The sequence below is a fragment of the Pacificitalea manganoxidans genome, from assembly GCF_002504165.1.
In the GTDB taxonomy this organism is placed as follows: Bacteria; Pseudomonadota; Alphaproteobacteria; order Rhodobacterales; family Rhodobacteraceae; genus Pacificitalea; species Pacificitalea manganoxidans.
In genome coordinates this window covers 2,653,642-2,671,569 of sequence record NZ_CP021404.1, presented here as the reverse complement: position 1 = coordinate 2,671,569, position 17,928 = coordinate 2,653,642, and the positions used below count along the sequence as shown (strand labels likewise).

Genomic DNA, 17,928 nt, shown 5'->3' with positions numbered 1-17,928 from the left:
GCGACGACCTCAGGGAGGAGGAGGGGCCGTCGCCGTTTTCAGAAGGCCCAGGGAGGAGGACGGGCCTTTCCGAACTGTGGTGGGCCGCATCGTGATGCGTCCCGGTAGAAGTGGCGCCGGTCTCAGGGAGGAGGAGAGGACCGTCGCCGGAATTCGGATCGTCCCAGGGAGGAGGACGGGAGATCCGAAAACTGTATCTTTTACTTGTTCGCGGCTTCGTAAGCCACGGAACGGATCTGGCTGCGGTGCAGGCCGAGGTCCGCAAGGTCACGGTCGCTGAGCATGCTCAGCTCGTTGACGGTCTCGCGGTAGACTGCATAGCGTGCCATCGAAGCTTTTGCGCTCTCGACAAACGCGGAGAAGCCGGAAAAGTTCAGAGCGCCGAAGCTGGAGGTGCGGGCGCCGGAGGTGATGTTTGCGTATGCCATTTCATCGTCTTTCGTCTGGTACGGATCGCCGCGTCGGTGCGGTGTTGCCGTCGGATGTGTCAGGCGGCTCGTTGCTGCCCTTCGTTGATCCTCAATGTAGGCATATGCTGCGACTGCACAATGAACGAATGCTCAGACCCGCCATGCGGAAGCTGCATAAGTCTTGCTGACCTATTTTTCTGAGCAATTGTTCAGCTCCATAACAATTGCTGAGGGCGGGGTAATGGGCGGCACTTGCGTCTATGGGCGAAGGCGCTCAGACAAACGCCCAAAGGAGAGGCCCAGTTATGACTGTGAAACGTGAAGAAATCCTTGATGCTCTTAGCAGGCTAAAAGTTTTGGGTGATCGCGACCCTGTGAGCGCGGACCTGATCCGGGCGCTTTCGGTCAGTCCCGAAGGTGCCGTGCGCTTCGTTCTGGAGGCAGCGACTGCCGAAGATGCGGCCAAATTGGAGGCGCAGCGCGGCGCGGTGCAGCAGGTTGTCGAGGCGATTCCCGGTGTCACGAGCGCAACGGTCGGGGTGTCGGCACCGATGCCCGCCAGCGGCGCGGCCCAGCCCAAAGGAAACACCCCGCCCCCGGACCTGAAGATCGGGGGCCACGCAAAGCCGCATCAGGGCGGGCCTGCGAAGGTGCCCGGGATCGACAAGGTGATCGTCGTCGGCTCCGGTAAGGGCGGGGTCGGCAAATCGACTGTCTCAGCTAACCTTGCCGTGGCTCTTGCGCGGGCAGGGCGGAAGGTAGGTCTGCTTGACGCGGACATCTACGGCCCGTCGCAGCCGCGTATGATGGGGGTCACCAAACGGGCGGCCTCGCCCGATGGGAAGGTGATCGAGCCGAGCCATGCCCACGGTGTGACGATGATGTCTATCGGCCTTATGCTGGACGAAGGTCAGGCCGTCGCGTGGCGCGGTCCCATGTTGATGGGCGCCCTGCAGCAACTGCTCGGGCAGGTGAACTGGGGTGAGTTGGATGTGTTGATCGTCGATCTGCCGCCGGGGACGGGGGACATTCAGATCAGCCTCGGACAGCGCACGCAGGTCGACGGCGCGGTCGTCGTATCCACCCCACAGGATGTGGCGCTGATCGACGCGCGGCGGGCGATCGACATGTTTGCGAAGTTCAAGACGCCTGTTCTGGGCCTCATCGAGAATATGACGACCTATATCTGTCCCAATTGTGGGCATGAGGCGCATCTGTTCGGGCATGGCGGGGTCGAAGAGGAAGCGCGCAAGATCGGTGTGCCGTTCCTTGGCGGCCTGCCTCTGGCACTGGAGGTGCGCGAGGCGGGAGATTCAGGACGGCCCGTCGCCGCGGGCGATGGCCCGGTCGCCGGTGCCTATGCGGTGCTGGCCCGGTCGCTGATAGATAGCGGCGTCGTCTGACCAGATCGGGCATGTAGGATGACGGGTGCAGCGGCGGGCCATTGGTCCGCCGCTTTCCGTTCGGGCGTGCCGAAGGCCATAGTCCCCGCTGCGCCACGATTCTGGGATTTGATGGGCCGACATGGCCCAAGCCGCCTAAAATCACAGATGTTCTTTTTTTGTTTCCATGAGTGAATGGAATTGATCCGCAGCAATCACGGGCGAGTGAAAAAAAATCGCTTTTGTGTCGGCCACGCCCAGCTACCACATTTAGACGTTTTTGCTGCATCGCACCCTATATGGGCTGCGCTGATGGCAGATTGTAGACAGTGCATTAAAGCGGGGAGGCTGTGTTGGCCCGGAGAGTCCATGATTTCCCGTTGATTGCCATGATTTCCCATGCCATACCTAATGCCAAGATGAAACGGGCAGAACGGGGCGCCCAAGACCCCATACTTCCCCAAGTGCAGGCTTCATACAGGCACCCGCTTTCATCGCACAAAGAAGAGATCTGACGCGCCAGTTGAGCAGACCAACCCCCCCAGGTGTCTGGCGTAGTTAGGCCCCCAGCAATGGGACGAGGGCGGCGGATTGGGCAGTGGCAGCAGCTCAGTTCGCCGTTTCGTCGTTTAAGGCCCCTGAAAATCATGGGGTCAGGACGAGAGGCAGAGGAGCGGCACAGTGGGTCGCACGTTCAGAGGCGAAGGCCTCCACAAGGTGGACGCGAAGGGCAGGGTGTCGATCCCGGCCAGCTTCCGCCGTGTGCTCGAAGCCTCCGACCCCGAATGGAAAGCCGGCGAAGCCCCGCAGATCGTCATTGTCTATGGCCCGGCGCGCCAACGTTACCTCGAATGCTATACGATGGAGGCGATCGACGAGGTCGATGCCAAGATCAAACGCATGCCGCGTGGCTCGCAGGCCCGCCGTATGCTGGAGCGCATGTTCTCCGGTCAGGCCCACCCCACCAGCGTCGACGAAAGCGGGCGGCTCGTTTTGCCCGCGAAGCTGCGCGAGAAGATCGGACTGACCGGCGAGGCGTATTTCATCGCCACCGGCGACACGTTCCAGATCTGGGATAACACCACCTTCGAGACCGAAGAGCAGAGCAAGGCCGACGAATGGCTGGACGAGCAGGGCGAGGATTTCGATCCGCTGACCTTGCTGGATGCCGCGGCGGAGGAGTGATCCCATGGCCGCGACGGACGATCATCCCCCCGCGACACCTTCTGATCCGCCGCACGTTTCGGTTCTGATCGACCCGATCATCGATACTGTAGCACCGGTGCAGGGGCGTTGGCTTGACGGCACTTTTGGCGCAGGCGGATATGCCCGTCGCCTGCTTGATGCCGGTGCGGAAATGGTGATCGGTGTGGATCGCGACCCTTCCGCTTTCAAACTGGCTGAGCCATGGTGCGGACAGTATGGCGACCGGCTGCAATTGGTCGCGGGACAGTTTTCCGCGCTGGATACGCTGGCGGCGACGGTGACGGATGCGCCGCTTGACGGGGTCGTTCTCGATCTGGGCGTATCCTCCATGCAACTCGATCAGGCTGAACGTGGGTTTTCGTTCATGCGGGACGGGCCGCTCGACATGCGGATGGGCGACGGCGGATTGAGCGCCGCTGATCTGGTCAACGGGGCGGATGAGGGGCGTCTGGCCGACATCCTGTATCACTATGGCGAAGAACGTGCGTCGCGCAGGATTGCCCGGGCCATCGTGGCCCGACGCCCTTTTGAGACCACGCTGCAATTGGCCGAGGTCATCGCCCGTTGTCTGCCGCGCCCCAAACCCGGCAAGCCCGGCCAGATTCACCCCGCAACCCGCAGCTTTCAGGCGATACGCATCGCGGTGAACGACGAATTCGGCGAATTGATCGCCGGGCTGGAAGCGGCGGAACGCGCCTTGGCACCGGGGGGGATGCTGGCGGTCGTCACTTTCCACAGCCTCGAAGATCGAGTGGTTAAACGTTATTTGCAGGCCCGCTCGGCCCCTAAGGCGCAGGTCAACAAATACGCCCGCGAGACAGACGCAGACGCCGCCCCGGTGGCGCAGTGGGATCTGCTGACGCGCAAGGCGATTGGCCCGACGGACGGGGAGATCGCGGCCAACCCCCGCGCGCGTTCGGCCAAGCTGCGCGTGGCCCGGCGCACGAGCCTGCCTGCGGGCGGTGTGGATCGCAGCGAAATGGGCCTGCCCGGCCCGGCAAGCTGGTGGAAGGATTAACGGATGCGCGGCTTCTTCTATGTGTTTTCCGCTCTTGCGGTGATGGCGTTGGCCTTCTGGGCCTATCAGGAAAACTACCGAACCCAGCGGGCGCTGCGGGATGTGGCGCGGCTTCAACGCGACATCGGCAGCCTGCATGAGGCGCTGGCTGTGCAGCGGGCGGAGTGGGCCTATCTCAACCGGCCCGAACGGCTCAACGAACTGGCGGAGATCAATTTCGACCGGCTGGGCCTGCTGCCGTTGGAGCCCGAACAGTTCAGCGATGTCGAGCAGGTGGTGTTTCCGCAGCCCGAATTGCTGCCGATCACCGATCCGATCGAGTTGATGGGCCGGATCGAGACCGCGCAGAACGATCTCGATGAGGACCGGCCATGATACGCACGCCCCTGCGCCCATTGGCGCGCATCCTGTCGGCCCGTGAGAAGGGCGAAAACCCCGACGCGATCGAACGCGAGAACCTCCGCATCCGCCACGAATCGCAGCGCGACCGCCTCCGGCTGAAAGCCGAGGGGCGGTTGTTTGTGCTGGGGGTGTGCTTCTTCTGTGCTTTCGCGGTCGTTGGCACCCGTATGGGGCATCTGGCCAATTCCGAGCCGCAGGAACCGCAGGCCATCGCCTCCGGCAACCCGATCGTGGCGCAGCGCGCCGATATCGTGGACCGCAATGGACGGATCCTTGCCACCAACCTTGCTACCCATTCGCTTTATGCCCAGCCGCCGCTGATGGTGGATAAGCGTGGCGCGGCCCGCAAGCTTGTCGAAATCTTCCCTGATCTGGACGAGGAAACGCTGGTCCGGCAGTTCACGGGTAAACGCAAATTCATCTGGATCAAGAAGAAGCTAAGCCCCGAACAGATGCAGGCCGTGCATGACGTGGGCGATCCCGGTCTGTTGTTTGGCCCGCGCGAGATGCGGCTTTATCCCAACGGGAAGCTCGCCGCGCATATTCTGGGCGGGGCGAGCTTTGGCCGCGAAGGTGTGCATTCGGCGGAGGTGATCGGCACCGCCGGCATCGAAAAGGCCTATGATAAGGAATTGCGCGACCCGGCGCGTGGCGGTCAGCCGCTGAAGCTGTCGATTGATCTGACGGTGCAGGCCGCTGCGCGCGAGGTGCTGGAAGGCGGCATGATGCTGATGAACGCCAAAGGCGCGGCCTCGGTGCTGATGGACATCAAGACGGGCGAGATCGTGTCGATGACCTCGCTGCCCGATTTCGACCCCAATAACCGGCCCCGCGCGCTTCTGGTTGGGGACCAATCCGACAGCCCGCTGTTCAACCGCGCGGTGCAGGGGGTCTATGAGCTGGGCTCGACCTTCAAGATCTTTGCCGTGGCGCAGGCGATGGAGCTGGGGCTGCTGAACGCCAACACCATGATCGATACTACGGGGCCGCTGACGTGGGGCCGGTTCCGCATCAACGATTTCCACAATTACGGACCCTCGCTCAGCGCGACCGACGTCATCGTCGAAAGCTCGAACGTCGGCACAGCGCGCATCGCCATGCAGATCGGCGCGGAGCGGCAGCAGGAGTTTCTCAAGTCGCTGGGCTTCTTCGAGCCGACCCCGGTGGAGTTGATCGAGGCGCCGACGGGCAAGCCGCTGCTGCCGCCGAACTGGTCGGAACTGTCGGCGATGACCATCTCCTACGGGCACGGCCTGTCGTCGAGCCCGCTGCACCTGGCTTCCGCCTATGCCTCGCTGCTCAACGGCGGCACCCGCGTGCAACCGACGCTGATTAAACAGGACTACGTCGCCCCCGGCCCGCGCGTGGTGTCGGAGCGGGTTTCTGCGGAATCGCGGTCGATGCTGCGGCAGGTGGTGACCCGCGGCACCGCCAGCTTTGGCGAGGTGGCGGGCTACGCGGTCGGCGGCAAAACCGGCTCGGCGGATAAGCCAAAGCCGCGCGGTGGCTACTATGACGACAAGGTGATCGCCACCTTCGCGTCGATCTTCCCGGCCCACGACCCCAAATATGTGTTGATCGTCACGCTCGACGAAGGCGTCGAAACCAGCGGCTCGGAGCCGCGCCGCACCGCGGGCTGGACGGCTGTGCCCATCGCCGCCGAAATGATCCGCCGCACCGCTCCGCTTCTGGGGCTCAGACCGACCGTTGAACCCGGCACCCCGCCTGCGTTAATACGCGCATCGAACTGACGGGGAATATCTCATGCGCGAGACAGGCAAGGCGACGACACTGGCGGAGCTAGGCCTGACGGCCTCTCATGGCCGCGAGGCGCGGATTACGGGCATGGCCGTGGACAGTCGCGAGGTGCGCGAAGGCTACTTGTTCGCGGCCCTTCCCGGCACGCGGGTGCATGGCGGTGAATTCATCTCTTTTGCCCTGCGGCAGGGGGCTGTGGCGATTCTGACCGATGCCGAAGGCGCACGGCTGGCCGAGGCCGAAATCGACGCGGCCGATGCGGCTTTGGTCATCGTCGAAGACCCGCGCGAGGCGTTGGCGGGCGCAGCGGCTCTGTGGTTCGGCGCGCAGCCCGATGTGATGGTCGCAGTCACCGGCACCAACGGCAAAACCAGCGTCGCAAGTTTCACCCGCCAGATCTGGAGCGCGATGGGCCTGTCGGCCATCAATGTCGGCACCACCGGCATCGAAGGTGCGTGGCAGGCGCCGCTGGCGCATACGACGCCCGAGCCGATCACCCTGCACCGCGCGCTGGCGGAGGCCGCGGGCGCCGGTGTGACCCATGCCGCGATGGAGGCCTCCTCTCACGGGCTGGCGCAAAAGCGGCTCGACGGGGTGCAGCTGGTCGCCGGTGGGTTCACCAACTTCTCGCAGGATCACCTCGACTACCACGAAGGTTTCGACGCCTATTTCGGTGCCAAGGCCGGGCTGTTTGACCGGGTGCTGCCGCCCGATGCGGTCGCAGTCATCAACATGGACGACGCCCGCGGGCCGGATATGGCCGCCATTGCACGCGCCTATGATTTGCGGGTCATCCGGGTGGGGCGCGAACACAACAATGACCTGTCGATCGTGGGACAGCGATTCGACATGACCGGACAGGATCTGCGATTCGTCTGGGACGGCACGGCGCGGCAGGCCCGGCTGAACCTGATCGGCGGGTTTCAGGCTGAAAACGTGATGATCGCCGCAGGGCTTGTCATCGCCGCCGGGTCGGACCCGGTGGAGGTGTTCAACGCTCTGTCGCAGCTGACCACCGTGCGCGGACGCATGCAACTGGCCGCGACGCGCGAGAACGGCGCGGCGGTTTACGTCGATTACGCCCACACGCCCGATGCGCTGGCCACCGCCATTCAGGCGCTGCGCCCACATGTGATGGGGCGGCTTGTCGTGGTGTTCGGGGCCGGGGGCGACCGGGATCGGGGCAAACGCCCGCTGATGGGGGCGGCGGCGGCGGAACATGCCGATGTGCTGTTCGTCACCGACGACAACCCCCGGTCCGAAGATCCCGCTGCGATCCGGGCGGACATCATGGCCGCCTGTCCCGACGCGACCGAAGTTGCCGACCGGGCCGAGGCGATCCTGCGCGGGGTCGATGCGCTGGGGCCGGGCGATGTGCTGCTGATCGCGGGCAAGGGGCATGAGACCGGCCAGATCGTTGGCGATGATGTTTATCCCTTTGACGATGTGGAACAGGCCTCCGTCGCGGTTGCGGCGCTGGACGGGAAGGTGACATGAGCGTGCTCTGGACGGCTGCGGACGCGGCCCAAGCCACCGGTGGCACCCTGTGCGGCGACTGGCAGGCGCGCGGTGTCTCGATCGATACCCGCAGCATCGAGCAGGGTGATTTGTTCGTGGCGCTGACCGATCAGCGTGACGGGCATGACTTCGTCGGTGACGCGCTGGATCGCGGCGCGGCGGCGGCGTTGGTGTCACGCGTCCCCGAAGGCCTGCGCGAAGACGCGCCGTTGCTGATCGTCGATGACGTGCTGACGGCGTTGGAAGCGATGGCGCGTTTCGCCCGCGCGCGCACCGCTGCGCGGGTGATCGGCGTCACCGGCTCGGTCGGGAAAACCTCGACCAAGGAAATGCTGCGGGTGATGCTTGCGCGGCAGGGCCGGGTCCATGCCTCCGAGAAAAGCTACAACAATCACTGGGGCGTGCCCCTGACGCTGGCGCGGATGCCCCAGACTGCCGATTACGCGGTGATCGAGATCGGCATGAACCACCCCGGTGAAATCGCCCCGCTGGCCGATCTCGCGCAGCTTGACGTGGCGCTCATCACCACGGTGGCCGCAGCTCATATGGAAGCCTTCGACGGGATCGAAGGCATCGCGGCCGAGAAAGCCGCCCTGATGGATGGACTGGTGGCAAACGGCATCGCCGTGCTGCCTGCCGATATCGACACCGCGCCGGTCCTGTTGGATCGGGCCGCCCGGCTCGATACCGCGCCGATCCTGTTTGGTCGCTCGGCTAAGGACGGGTTCCGCCTGATAGGAGTGCAAGCGGCGGGAGGACAGACTGTGGTCAGCGCCGACACGCCCACCGGCCCGCTGGTGTTCAAGCTGGCCACGCCGGGAACGCATTTCGCGATGAACGGGCTTGGCGCGCTGGCAGCCGCACAGGCGGCGGGGGCCGACCTTGCCGTTTGTGCGACCGATTTGGCGGGCTGGCATCCGCTGGCGGGGCGCGGTGCCCGCGAAACCGTGCGGCTCGACAAGGGCGACCCGGATGTGACGCTGGACCTGATCGACGATTCCTATAATGCGAACCCCGCCTCGATGGGCGCGGCGCTGGACATGCTGGCGGCGTCCGAGCCGCGTGACGGTCTGGGCCGGGTGCGGCGTGGCCGCCGCATCGCCGTGCTGGGCGACATGCGCGAACTTGGCGCCGATGCGACCGCGCTCCACGCCGCATTGGCGGCGCATCCGGCAATGGCACGGATCGACCGGGTGCATTGCGTGGGGCCGCTGAGCCGGGCGCTGCACGAGGCCTTGCCCGAGGAAAAGCGTGGCCTCGCCACCGACACATCCGCCGATCTGGCTGCTGCCGTGCATGGGCAGGTCGATGCCGGCGATGTCGTGCTGATTAAGGCCTCTCTCGGCACAGGACTGGCGCGGGTTGTTGACGCCATTCGCAAATTGGGCCAAGCGGGCCCGCAGGACTGAGCCCGCGCCCCCTGGCAATGCCTGTGCCCTGCATGATCGGGCGCGCGCGGGACATGACGTGACACAAGAACAAGAGGCGCGCAGCGGATGCTCTACTGGTTGACCGGCCTGTCGGACGGGGGGGATTTCTTCAACCTCTTTCGCTACATCACCTTTCGGGCTGGAGGCGCGTTCTTTACCGCGCTGGTCTTTGGCTTCCTGTTCGGGCGTCCACTGATCAACCTGCTGCGCAAGCGGCAGTCGAACGGTCAGCCGATCCGCGAAGACGGCCCCGAAAGCCATATCGCCTCCAAGGCGGGCACGCCGACGATGGGCGGGGTGCTGATCCTTGGGGCGCTGGTCGTGTCGACATTGCTTTGGGCGCGGCTCGACATCGCGTTTGTCTGGGTCGTGCTGGGCGTGACCATGGGCTTTGGCGCCATCGGTTTCGTCGATGACTACCATAAGGTGACCAAGAACAATCATGCGGGCCTGTCGGGCAAGCTGCGCCTTGCCCTGGGCTTTGCGATTGCATTCGTCGCCGCTGTGGTCTGCGCATGGGCTCATCCCGAAGAGCTTTCGGGTCAACTGGCGCTGCCGATCTACAAGAACGTGTTGCTGGACATGGGATGGTTTTTTATTCCGTTCGCGATGATCGTGATTGTGGGATCGGCCAATGCGGTGAACCTGACCGATGGGCTCGACGGGCTGGCGATCATGCCGGTCATGATCGCCGCGGGCACGCTCGGTGTTATCGCCTATGCGGTGGGGCGGACCGACTTTACCGAATATCTCGACGTGCATTACGTGCCGGGGACGGGCGAGTTGCTGATCTTCTCTGCAGGGCTCATCGGCGGCGGGCTTGGCTTTCTGTGGTATAACGCCCCGCCCGCAGCGGTGTTCATGGGCGATACCGGCTCGCTTGCGCTGGGCGGCGCGCTGGGCGCGATCGCGGTGGCAACCAAGCACGAGATCGTTCTGGCCATCGTCGGCGGTGTCTTTGTCGTCGAGGCGCTGTCGGTCATCATTCAGGTCGCCTATTTCAAGCGCACCGGTAAACGGGTGTTCCTGATGGCGCCGATCCACCACCATTTCGAAAAACGCGGCTGGGCCGAACCGCAGATCGTGATCCGGTTCTGGATCATTTCGCTGATCCTTGCGCTGATCGGTCTGGCGACGCTGAAGGTGCGCTGATGACCGCGCTGCGCGCGCTGGTCACCGGCGGCACGCGCGGCATCGGCCGCGAGGTGGCGGCGCAACTGGTGCGCGCGGGCGTGGCGGTGACGATCACCGCGCGCGATCCGGCGGCGGGCGCGCGGGTCGGCGCTGAACTGGGCTGCGGCTGGATGCAGATGGATCTCGCGGCGCCCACGACCATGCAGCCGGTGATCGACGCCGAATTCGACATCCTCATCAACAATGCGGGGCTGTTCATCGACGCGCCGCTGATGGACCGACCCGAAGGGCTGGGCACGTCCCTGCAGGTGATGCTCACCGCGCCGTTCCTGCTGATCCGGGCCTTGGCGCCGGGGATGTCCGCGCGCGGGATGGGGCGGATCGTCAATGTGTCTTCTTCGATGGGCAGTTTTGCCAAGGGCATTCCCGGCCCCAACGGCTACGGCGTGTCCAAGGCTGCGCTCAACGCGCTGACGGTGGTATTGGCGCGGGAACTGGACCCCTGCATCCTTATCAATGCCGTCGATCCCGGCTGGGTCGCTACAGATATGGGCGGCACATCCGCGCCACGCCGGGTCGAGGACGCGGCGGCCGAGATCGTCGCGCTGGCATTGCTGCCCGAAGACGGGCCAACGGGCGGGTTTTTCCACCAAGGCCAACCGGCAGCGTGGTAGGCGGGGGCAGGAGCCTCCGGCGGGGATATTTAGGCCATATTGAAACCAGATGCGGCGCGTCTGACCCCATGCTAGCGAGGGGCGGACGCGCAAGGCGAAAGGGCAAAGCATGATTCCGGTTCAGGATGTCGAAGGTCAGACCATCGCGGTTCTCGGGCTGGGACGCTCGGGGCTGAGTGCGGCAAAGGCGCTCGCGGCTGGCGGCGCGCAGGTGCTGGTCTGGGATGACGGGGCGACAGGGCGCGCGGCGGCGGAGGCCGAAGGCTGGGAGCTGCGCGACCTGACCGGTGCGGGCGCATTCGAAGGGGTGGCGTTGCTTGTCGTGTCGCCGGGTATTCCGCACCTCTATCCTCACCCCCACGCGGCCATCGCCAATGCGTTGCGCGCAGGCGTGCCGGTGGACAATGATATCGGGCTGTTTTTCCGGTCTTGGGCGACCGAGGACTGGGACCAGTTTTCGGGTATGCCAAAGGTCGTGGCCGTCACCGGCTCCAACGGGAAGTCAACCACTTCGGCATTGATCCATCATGTGCTGCGCAGCGTCGGGCGCCCCGTGCAACTGGCGGGCAATATCGGGCGCGGTGTGCTCGATATCGATCCGGCGGAAGATCATTCGGTCGTGGTGTTGGAACTGTCGAGCTACCAGACCGAGCTGGCCCGCGCCATCACCCCCGATGTGGCGGTGTTCACCAACCTGACCCCTGATCATTTGGATCGCCATGGCGGCATGGGCGGCTATTTCGCGGCCAAGCGCCGGCTTTTTGCCGAGGGCGGACCGGACCGTGCGGTGGTCGGCGTGGATGAGCCGGAGGGGCTATTTCTGGCCGGGCAATTGGCGGTGGGACCGGGCGATGATCGCGTGATCCGGGTGTCATCGGGGCAAAAGCTCGACGGTCCGGGCTGGTCGGTCTTTGCGCGCAAGGGGTTCCTGTCGGAATATCGCAAAAGCCGTCAGATCGGCTCCATCGATCTGCGTGCAATCCCGGGCTTGCCGGGCGCGCATAACCACCAGAATGCCTGCGCCGCCTATGCGGCCTGTCGCGCGCTGGGTTTAGGGCCACGCCAGATCGAAGCGGGCTTTGCCGATTTTGCGGGGCTGCCGCACCGCTCCCAGATCGTGGCCGAGGCCGGGGGCGTGCGTTGGGTCAATGACAGCAAGGCCACCAATGTCGACAGCGCCGCCAAGGCCTTGCAGGCGTTTGATCGTATCCGCTGGATCTGCGGCGGACTGGAGAAGGAAGGCGGGCTCGACGCGCTGCATCCGCATCTGGGCCGGGTGGTGAAGGCCTATGTCATCGGGCGCGAGGCCGAAGGCTTTGCGCTGCGGCTGGGGCCGGGGGCCGAGGCGGAGGTTTGCGAGACGATGGAGGTTGCCGTCGCCCGCGCTCATGCCGAGGCTGCATCCGGCGAGACCGTGCTGCTCGCCCCGGCCGCTGCAAGTTTCGACCAGTATGACAGTTTCGAGAAGCGCGGCGAGGATTTCATCGCCCGTGTGACCGCCTTGACGGATTAACCCGCTGCGATGATCGCCCGGCCTGCGGCGACCGCGCTGCTCCACGCCCATTGGAAATTGTAGCCGCCGAGCCAGCCGGTCACGTCGACGCATTCGCCAATCGCATAGAGCCCGGGCACCGCGCGCGCCTGCATCGTCCGGCTGTCGAGCGCATCCGTGTCGATCCCGCCTAGGGTCACTTCGGCGGTGCGATAGCCTTCGGTTCCGGTGGGCGTCAGCTCCCACCCCGCGATCCGGTCGCACAGCGCGCGCAGCCGTGCATCGGATTGATCGGCCAGATTGCCGGTCAGCCCTTCGGCCTGCACCAGATGGTCCGCAAGCCGCTTGGGCAGATGCTCGGCCAGCACCGTCGCGACCGCGCGCCGCCCGGACTGCTGGCGCGCCGCGCGCAGGGCCTCGAAAATCGGCGCGCCGGGGGCGAGGTCAAGCCGGACCGGCGTGCCTTCGGCCCAGTAGCTCGACACTTGCAGGATCGCGGGACCGGACAGCCCGCGATGGGTAAAGAGGATCGCCTCGTCAAAGCTGGTACCCGCAGTCTCGGCCCGGCCCGGCACCGCGATCCCGGCAAGCGGCTTTAGCCCGGTTTCCTCGCCGAAGGTGAAGGGCACCAGACCGGCGCGGGTTTCGGTGACCGGCAGGCCGAACTGTTCCGCAATGCGATAGGCCAGCCCGGTGGCGCCCATCTTGGGGATCGATTTGCCCCCCGTCGCCAGCACCAGATTGCGCGCGCGCACCGTGAGGCGGGCGCCGTCCCGCTCCAGCACCGCGACGAATCCGTCACCGTCATGGCGGATGTCCACAACCCCGGTCTGAAGCCACAGATCGGCCCCGGCGCGGCGGGCTTCGTCGCAGAGCATGGTGACGATCTGTCGGGCGCTGTCATCGCAGAAAAGCTGGCCCAGCGTCTTTTCGTGCCATGCGATTCGATGCTGCTCGACCAGATCGAGGAAATCCCACTGCGTGTAGCGCTTCAGCGCCGATTTGCAGAAATGCGGATTGCCGGACAGAAACGCCTCTGGGCTGCACTGCATGTTGGTAAAATTGCAGCGTCCCCCGCCGGAGATGCGGATTTTCTCGCCGGGCGCGCGGGCATGGTCCACGATCAACACGCCGGGGCCTGCATGGGCGGCGCACATCAGGCCAGCGGCACCGGCGCCAAGGATCAGAGTCTGGTATTGGGAATCGCTTTGCATGCGGGGGCAGAAGCACGGCAGCCGCTGCGGCGCAAGGGGTGACCGATAGGTCACGGTCCAGCCTTTTTCCTAGCCCTTGCAGTCGAATGGGCGTAGACTTCGGATGAGATCCGGAAAACCGGGCAATACAGGCAGTAGGGGCAGTCCCGATGACCGAGATGGTGTATGGCACCGCGCCGTTGCGCGTGGGCGATCCCGTGATTCCGCGCTGGTGGCGGACGATCGACAAATGGACGATGTCCTGCATTCTGCTCCTGTTCGGGGTGGGTTTGCTGCTGGGCCTCGCATCCTCCCCGCCGCTGGCGGCGCGCAACGGGTTTGAACCCTTCCATTATGTGCAGCGACAGGCCGTGTTCGGTGGTCTCGCACTAGTTGCGATGTTCATCACGTCGATGATGTCGCCCAGTCTGGTGCGCCGTTTGGCTGTGCTGGGATTTGCCGTCGCGTTCGTCGGGATCGCGTTGCTGCCGGTGTTTGGCACTGATTTTGGCAAGGGTGCAGTGCGCTGGTATTCGCTGGGCTTTGCCTCCGTTCAGCCTTCGGAATTTCTGAAGCCCGGCTTCGTCGTACTGGCCGCGTGGCTGATGGCGGCAGGGCAGGATATCGGCGGCCCGCCGGGCAAGCAGATGTCCTTCGCTCTGGCTATCGTCATCGTAGCGTTTTTGTCGATGCAGCCGGACTTCGGGCAATCGGCGCTGATCCTGTTCGGCTGGGGCGTGATGTATTTCGTAGCCGGCGCTCCGATCGTGCTGCTGATCGGCATCGCGGGTGCGGTGGTGGCCGCAGGCACCGTGTTTTACAACACGTCCGAGCATTTCGCCCGCCGCATCGATGGCTTCCTGAGCCCGGATCTCGACCCCACCACACAGCTGGGCTACGCGACGAACGCTATTCAGGAGGGCGGCTTTTTCGGCGTGGGCGTCGGTGAGGGGCAGGTGAAATGGTCGCTGCCGGATGCGCATACTGATTTCATCATCGCCGTCGCCGCCGAGGAATACGGCCTGATCCTCGTGCTGTTGATTATCCTTCTCTACACGCTGATCGTCGTGCGCTCGATGCTGCGGCTGATGCGGGAGCGGGATCCGTTCATCCGGCTGGCGGGCACGGGCCTTGCGTGCATTTTTGCCGTGCAGGCGCTTATCAACATGGGCGTTGCGGTGCGGTTGCTGCCGGCCAAGGGGATGACCCTGCCGTTCGTGTCCTATGGGGGCTCCTCGCTGATCGCGGGCGGGATCACCGTGGGGATGCTGCTTGCCTTCACCCGGACCCGCCCGCAGGGCGAGATCGGTGACATCCTGCTGCGCCGGGGGCGCTGAGGCATGACGGTGACGAAACGCGACGACGCGCCCCTTCTGGTGATCGCGGCCGGTGGCACCGGCGGCCATATGTTCCCCGCACAGGCGCTGGCCGAAGCAATGCTGGAGCGCGGCTGGCGGGTGAAGCTGTCAACCGACGCGCGGGGTGCACGCTATACTGGCGGCTTCCCGCATGTGGTCGAGATCGAGCAAGTGTCCTCCGCGACCTTTGCCCGTGGCGGCGCGCTGGCCAAACTGCTTGTCGGGCCGCGCATTGCCGGGGGCGTTGCCTCGGCCATATGGGGCATGATCCGGGATCGGCCCCGCGTGGTGGTGGGGTTTGGCGGCTATCCGTCAATTCCCGCTTTGAGCGCCGCTGCGGCCCTGCGCCTGCCGCGCATGATCCACGAACAAAACGGCGTGCTGGGGCGTGTGAACCAACTGTTCGCAAAGCGGGTCGATACCGTCGCCTGTGGCACCTGGCCTACGGAATTGCCGGAGGGGGTCGAGGGCGTTCATACCGGCAACCCGGTCCGCGCCAAGGTGCTGGAGCGTGCCGCCGCGGGCTATATCGCGCCGGGCGATCATCCAATGTCGGTGCTGGTCATCGGCGGCTCCCAAGGGGCGCGAATTCTGTCGGATGTGGTGCCGGAGGCGCTGGCGCTGGTGCCGGAGGCTTTGCGCCGCAATATCCGCGTGGCTCATCAGGCCCGCGAGGAAGACATGGAGCGTGTCGCGCAGACCTATATTGCCGCAGGCATGGATGCCGAAGTGCGCCCGTTCTTTCAGGACATTCCCCGTCGCTTGTCTGAGGCACAGTTGGTGATCAGCCGGGCAGGGGCCTCGTCGGTCGCCGATATTTCGGTGATCGGGCGTCCTTCGATCCTGATCCCGCTGGCCGCCGCGATCCGCGATGAACAGACCGCCAATGCCCAAGGGCTTGCGCGCGCCGATGCGGCAGTGCTGATCCCGGAAAGCCAACTGACCCGCGAAAGCCTCGCCGAGCAGGTCGCTGCGGTCCTTGGCTCCCCCGAAGGGGCGGAGCAAATGGCCCGTGCCGCCCTGACCCAAGGCCGCCCCGATGCGACCGAACGGCTCGTCGATCTGGTCGAAGGGCTGGCCAATGCGCCCGTCGCCGCTACCTCCGGCAAAACGCGCGACTGAAACACGAATACGAACGGACAAAGCTTTATGAACGCCGTCACCAAACTGCCCACCCAACTGGGTCCGATCCACTTTGTCGGGATCGGTGGCATCGGCATGTCGGGCATCGCGGAAGTGCTGGTCAATCACGGCTACGCCGTGCAGGGCTCCGACCTGAAGGCCTCGCCCATCACCAAGCGGCTCGAAGATATGGGCGCGGTCATCTGCATCGGTCAGAAGGCCGAGAATCTGGAGAATGCCGAGGTCGTCGTGATTTCCTCGGCGATCAAGCCCGGCAATGCGGAGTTGGACGAAGCCCGCCGCCGCGGTCTGCCCGTGGTTCGTCGGGCCGAAATGCTGGCCGAACTGATGCGGCTGAAATCCAACATCGCGGTCGCGGGCACGCACGGCAAAACGACGACCACGACGCTGGTCGCGACCCTGCTTGATGCAGGCGGCATCGATCCGACCGTGATCAATGGCGGCGTGATCCACGCCTATGGCTCCAACGCGCGGGTCGGCACCGGCGATTGGATGGTCGTCGAGGCGGATGAAAGCGATGGCACCTTCAACCGGCTGCCCGCGACCATTGCCATCGTCACCAATATCGACCCGGAGCATATGGAGCATTGGGGCGATTTCGATCAGCTGCGGCGCGGTTTCTTGAACTTCGTCTCCAATATCCCGTTCTACGGGCTTGCCGTATGCTGCACCGACCACCCCGAAGTGCAAAGCCTTGTCGGCAAAATCACGGATCGCCGCGTTGCGACCTTTGGCTTTAACGCGCAGGCGGATGTGCGGGCAATCAATCTGACCTATGAGCGCGGGATCGCGCATTTCGATATCGCGTTGCAGCCGGATGGCGAGGTCATCACCGGCTGCACCCTGCCCATGCCTGGCGATCACAACGTGTCCAACGCGCTCGCCGCGGTCGCGGTCGCGCGGCATCTGGGCATGTCAGGCGATGAGATCCGCGATGCGCTGTCCAAATTCGGCGGCGTCAACCGGCGCTTTACCCGCGTCGGCGAGGTGAACGGCGTGACGGTGATTGACGATTACGGACACCACCCGGTCGAAATCGCTGCTGTGCTGAAGGCCGCGCGGCAGGCCGTGGGGGTCGATTCGGAGCACCGGGTGATCGCTGTGCACCAGCCGCATCGCTATTCGCGCCTGCATTCTCTGTTCGATGATTTCTGTGCCTGTTTCAACGAGGCCGATGTCGTCGCCATCGCCGAGGTTTATAGCGCTGGCGAAGACCCCATCGAAGGTGCCAGCCGTGATGATCTGGTGGCCGGGCTGATCCGGCACGGTCACCGCCATGCCCGTGCCATCATGTCCGAGGATGATCTGGAACGGCTGGTGCGCGAGCAGGCCCGGCCCGGTGACATGGTGGTCTGTCTCGGCGCGGGCACCATCAGCACTTGGGCCAATAACCTGCCCGCGCGTCTTGCCGAACCCGCACCCGCCTGACCCTGATCTAACCGCTTTCACGCCACCCACCGATATCGGAGCCCCGTCATGAGCCTGTCGCTGATTCTCGTCTGCCTGTGGGTGCTGAGCGCGACCGGGGCGGCGATGATGCCCAGCCGCCGTTCGCACTGGCCGGCAGCCTATGTGCTGATCGCGACGGGGATCCCGCTGCTGGGGTTCGTGACATATGAAAACGGGCCTGTCGTGGGGTTGATCTGTCTAGCGGCGGGGGCGTCGATCCTGCGGTGGCCGCTGCTGTATCTGGCACGCTGGATTACGGGCGCGCCGCGTTCGGTGCGCAGCGCGCCGACCCCGCAGCCCCGCATGGCGCAGCGCACGATCCCGCCACAGGGCTAAACAGGGCGCGTTTCAATGCGCCACC

Annotated in this window: 16 protein-coding genes; 14 read left to right on the top strand and 2 right to left on the bottom strand. The window is 65.0% G+C overall.

The window, feature by feature from the left end; translation table 11 throughout:
* Window positions 1–200 precede the first annotated feature (200 nt).
* Entirely contained in the window at window positions 201–428 is a 228-nt protein-coding gene (locus CBW24_RS12125) for a DUF1127 domain-containing protein (protein ID WP_097373748.1), read from the bottom strand.
* Window positions 429–715: 287 nt separating this feature from the next.
* Here CBW24_RS12125 and CBW24_RS12120 point away from each other — a divergent pair, with 287 nt between their 5' ends.
* From CBW24_RS12120 to murD, 10 genes are all read left to right on the top strand, one after another.
* The gene (locus CBW24_RS12120; RefSeq protein ID WP_097373747.1) at window positions 716–1,813 is read left to right on the top strand and encodes an Mrp/NBP35 family ATP-binding protein; all 1,098 of its coding nucleotides are present in this window, start codon (window positions 716–718) and stop codon (window positions 1,811–1,813) included.
* Window positions 1,814–2,473: 660 nt separating this feature from the next.
* Entirely contained in the window at window positions 2,474–2,977 is a 504-nt protein-coding gene (mraZ, locus tag CBW24_RS12115) for a division/cell wall cluster transcriptional repressor MraZ (RefSeq protein ID WP_088664769.1), read from the top strand.
* Window positions 2,978–2,981: 4 nt separating this feature from the next.
* The gene (gene rsmH, locus CBW24_RS12110) at window positions 2,982–4,016 is read left to right on the top strand and encodes a 16S rRNA (cytosine(1402)-N(4))-methyltransferase RsmH (protein ID WP_097373746.1); all 1,035 of its coding nucleotides are present in this window, start codon (window positions 2,982–2,984) and stop codon (window positions 4,014–4,016) included.
* Between the two features lie 3 nt (window positions 4,017–4,019).
* Window positions 4,020–4,391 carry a cell division protein FtsL gene (gene ftsL, locus CBW24_RS12105; protein ID WP_088664771.1) on the top strand — a complete coding sequence of 124 codons (372 nt, stop codon included), beginning with the start codon at window positions 4,020–4,022 and terminating at the stop codon, window positions 4,389–4,391.
* A complete protein-coding gene (locus tag CBW24_RS12100; RefSeq protein ID WP_088664772.1) occupies window positions 4,388–6,169 on the top strand; it encodes a peptidoglycan D,D-transpeptidase FtsI family protein in 1,782 nt (593 codons plus the stop codon). Before ftsL ends, CBW24_RS12100 begins: the two co-directional genes overlap by 4 nt.
* 13 nt (window positions 6,170–6,182) lie before the next feature.
* Window positions 6,183–7,673 carry a UDP-N-acetylmuramoyl-L-alanyl-D-glutamate--2,6-diaminopimelate ligase gene (locus CBW24_RS12095; RefSeq protein ID WP_088664773.1) on the top strand — a complete coding sequence of 497 codons (1,491 nt, stop codon included), beginning with the start codon at window positions 6,183–6,185 and terminating at the stop codon, window positions 7,671–7,673.
* A complete protein-coding gene (locus CBW24_RS12090; protein WP_097373745.1) occupies window positions 7,670–9,103 on the top strand; it encodes a UDP-N-acetylmuramoyl-tripeptide--D-alanyl-D-alanine ligase in 1,434 nt (477 codons plus the stop codon). The genes CBW24_RS12095 and CBW24_RS12090 overlap by 4 nt, the downstream gene beginning before the upstream one ends.
* 87 nt (window positions 9,104–9,190) lie before the next feature.
* Complete coding sequence (mraY, locus tag CBW24_RS12085; RefSeq protein WP_097373744.1) at window positions 9,191–10,276, top strand: phospho-N-acetylmuramoyl-pentapeptide-transferase; 1,086 nt, start codon at window positions 9,191–9,193, stop codon at window positions 10,274–10,276.
* Window positions 10,276–10,932 (top strand): SDR family NAD(P)-dependent oxidoreductase, encoded by a 657-nt coding sequence (locus CBW24_RS12080; protein ID WP_097373743.1) that lies wholly within the window; start codon window positions 10,276–10,278, stop codon window positions 10,930–10,932. The genes mraY and CBW24_RS12080 overlap by 1 nt, the downstream gene beginning before the upstream one ends.
* 109 nt (window positions 10,933–11,041) lie before the next feature.
* A complete protein-coding gene (gene murD, locus CBW24_RS12075) occupies window positions 11,042–12,445 on the top strand; it encodes a UDP-N-acetylmuramoyl-L-alanine--D-glutamate ligase (RefSeq protein ID WP_097373742.1) in 1,404 nt (467 codons plus the stop codon).
* On the opposite strand, the gene CBW24_RS12070 is transcribed toward murD, so the two are convergent.
* Window positions 12,442–13,638 (bottom strand): BaiN/RdsA family NAD(P)/FAD-dependent oxidoreductase, encoded by a 1,197-nt coding sequence (locus tag CBW24_RS12070; RefSeq protein ID WP_097373741.1) that lies wholly within the window; start codon window positions 13,636–13,638, stop codon window positions 12,442–12,444. The two genes, murD and CBW24_RS12070, sit on opposite strands and share 4 nt — an antisense overlap.
* Window positions 13,639–13,787: 149 nt before the next feature.
* Here CBW24_RS12070 and ftsW point away from each other — a divergent pair, with 149 nt between their 5' ends.
* Genes ftsW through CBW24_RS12050 form a run of 4 tightly spaced genes read left to right on the top strand, consistent with a single transcriptional unit; the run spans window position 13,788 to window position 17,903 of the window.
* The gene (gene ftsW, locus CBW24_RS12065; protein ID WP_088664778.1) at window positions 13,788–14,954 is read left to right on the top strand and encodes a putative lipid II flippase FtsW; all 1,167 of its coding nucleotides are present in this window, start codon (window positions 13,788–13,790) and stop codon (window positions 14,952–14,954) included.
* A gap of 3 nt (window positions 14,955–14,957) precedes the next feature.
* A complete protein-coding gene (locus CBW24_RS12060) occupies window positions 14,958–16,097 on the top strand; it encodes a UDP-N-acetylglucosamine--N-acetylmuramyl-(pentapeptide) pyrophosphoryl-undecaprenol N-acetylglucosamine transferase (RefSeq protein ID WP_097373740.1) in 1,140 nt (379 codons plus the stop codon).
* Window positions 16,098–16,124: 27 nt separating this feature from the next.
* Window positions 16,125–17,546 carry a UDP-N-acetylmuramate--L-alanine ligase gene (gene murC, locus CBW24_RS12055; protein ID WP_097373739.1) on the top strand — a complete coding sequence of 474 codons (1,422 nt, stop codon included), beginning with the start codon at window positions 16,125–16,127 and terminating at the stop codon, window positions 17,544–17,546.
* A 48-nt stretch (window positions 17,547–17,594) separates the two neighbouring features.
* On the top strand, window positions 17,595–17,903 hold the full coding sequence (locus tag CBW24_RS12050) for a DUF2484 family protein (protein WP_097373738.1): 309 nt from the start codon (window positions 17,595–17,597) through the stop codon (window positions 17,901–17,903).
* The last annotated feature ends 25 nt before the right edge of the window (window positions 17,904–17,928 follow it).